This window comes from Streptomyces sp. NPDC058877 (assembly GCF_042742855.1).
Taxonomy (GTDB): domain Bacteria; phylum Actinomycetota; class Actinomycetes; order Streptomycetales; family Streptomycetaceae; genus Streptomyces.
Genome location: NZ_JBHYMF010000389.1, coordinates 1 through 1,620 on the forward strand (window position 1 = coordinate 1; position 1,620 = coordinate 1,620).

2 protein-coding genes and 2 pseudogenes are annotated in these 1,620 nt (G+C 65.9%); 2 read left to right on the forward strand and 2 right to left on the reverse strand.

Annotation, left to right across the window (positions count from 1 at the left end):
- Positions 1-244 precede the first annotated feature (244 nt).
- Positions 245-395, reverse strand: a pseudogene (locus ACFW2Y_RS35770) (IS701 family transposase); the annotation flags it as partial.
- Between the two features lie 111 nt (positions 396-506).
- Here ACFW2Y_RS35770 and ACFW2Y_RS35775 point away from each other — a divergent pair.
- Together ACFW2Y_RS35775 and ACFW2Y_RS35780 are read left to right on the forward strand one after the other, a co-directional pair.
- Positions 507-1,085 carry a hypothetical protein gene (locus ACFW2Y_RS35775; protein ID WP_384887907.1) on the forward strand — a complete coding sequence of 193 codons (579 nt, stop codon included), beginning with the start codon at positions 507-509 and terminating at the stop codon, positions 1,083-1,085.
- A 100-nt stretch (positions 1,086-1,185) separates the two neighbouring features.
- Positions 1,186-1,398, forward strand: coding sequence for a hypothetical protein (locus ACFW2Y_RS35780; RefSeq protein ID WP_384887909.1), 213 nt, complete (start codon positions 1,186-1,188; stop codon positions 1,396-1,398).
- Positions 1,399-1,435: 37 nt separating this feature from the next.
- Here ACFW2Y_RS35780 and ACFW2Y_RS35785 read toward each other — a convergent pair.
- Positions 1,436-1,620, reverse strand: a pseudogene (locus ACFW2Y_RS35785) (ISAs1 family transposase); the annotation flags it as partial.

A 1,620-nucleotide genomic window follows, 5' to 3' on the forward strand; every position in this document is an offset into this window, starting at 1 on the left:
GACCACCCGCGCAATCCGCGACCAGCCCGAACGAGCCCTCCCGCTCCTGGGCATCACCAACAACCCGGACACCCAGGGAACTTGATCAAGCCCTGAGCGCGACCAGCTCAACGCGTGGGTGCGGGCGCGGGGATCTGGGGATAGGTCAGCCGCCAGGAGCCGCCGCACTTCCGCCACAGTGAGCTCGATGACCTCGGCATCCTCACCGGTGGATCCCCCTTTTCGACTGCCTGTGCGCTCATCGCGGCGAGGAAGGCGTGGGCGAGCATGGCCAGGGTGATGCGCCGGTACCAGCCGACGTAGCGGCGGACCTCGTATTCGTCCAGGCCGCACTCGTTCTTCGCTGCCTGGAAACACTCCTCGATCGCCCACCGGGTGCCGGCGACGCGGACCAGTTCGTCCACGCCGACGTCCAGGGGCGTGTAGCCGAGGTAGTAGGCGATCTCGTCCGGCCGGCTGAGGCTGCGTCGTGCCAGCGCCCAGCGTCGCCGGATCAGGACGCCGTCTTGGTGGTCGTACTCGGCCACCGGTCGCAGTTGGACGGCCGCCCAGTCGTACTCGCGCTGCCCCTTCGCGCCCGCGCCGCAGGAACGGCGTTCCCATGCCTGGTCGGGGGCCTGCTCGAAGGCCATGTCGATTCCGCCGACCCGGTCTACGGCAGAAACGCCAACAGGTACGAATACGTCAATGCGGACCCGGTCAACAAGTACGACCTCGACGGCAAAATCTGCTGGAGCTGCGGCTGGAAGAAGACCAAATCCTTCGTCCGGAAGACGTGGAACGAGAACCGGCAAACCATCATCACCTGGGGCGTAACCATCGCGGTGACGGGCGTCTGTACCATCGCGACAGGCGGCGCGGGTGCGGCAGGCTGTGCCTGGTTCGGTGGTGCCGTCGGTGGCTTTGTCGGCTACCGCTACGGTGTCCAGCAACGCACCAGAAGCGGCTACGTACGGGCCACGATCGTCGGCGCCGTAACCGGCCGTGTCGGTAGCAGCGCCGTGAGCGGGGACTGGCGCCATGGTTCGCGGTACGCCTCCAACGTCAAGAGGTTCTTCCGCGGCTCCGGACGCCACCGCAGGTAGTTCCCATGCGCAGGGCCGCGAGAACCCTCGTTCCGCGGCCCTGCGCTCCGCCCCTCTGGACGCCCCCGCCCAAGGCATCAATGGAAAGAAAGGTGAGCGAATGAAGACCGTCGCTCGAATCTCCCTGGCGACCATCGCGTTCATCTCCCTGATCGTGATCACGCTGACGCTTACGGGTATGACGGATTCAGAGTCATCATTCGGAAGCATTCTCCGGACATCTGTGGGAGTCCTTCTGGCTGCCGCGACCTTCGGCTGGATTCGTTACGTGGTCGGCGAAATCCGGGCCCGTCGTGCGAGCAGTCAACGGTAAATATCGACACACTCGTGGCGGCAAGGTGCCTGCGTTCTCACCTGCCGGGTTGGATGAGGTCGATCGCGTGGCCGGGGTGTGACTTGTAGTAGTCGGTGGCGTGGGCGGTGTTGGTCCAGCCGGTGAGGCGGGCCAGGGCGATCGCGAGGTTGCGGAAGGTGGCCATCGCGCGGGGTGTGTTCCCGGTGCGGATTTTGGAGGCGTCCTCGGCGAGAGTGGTGT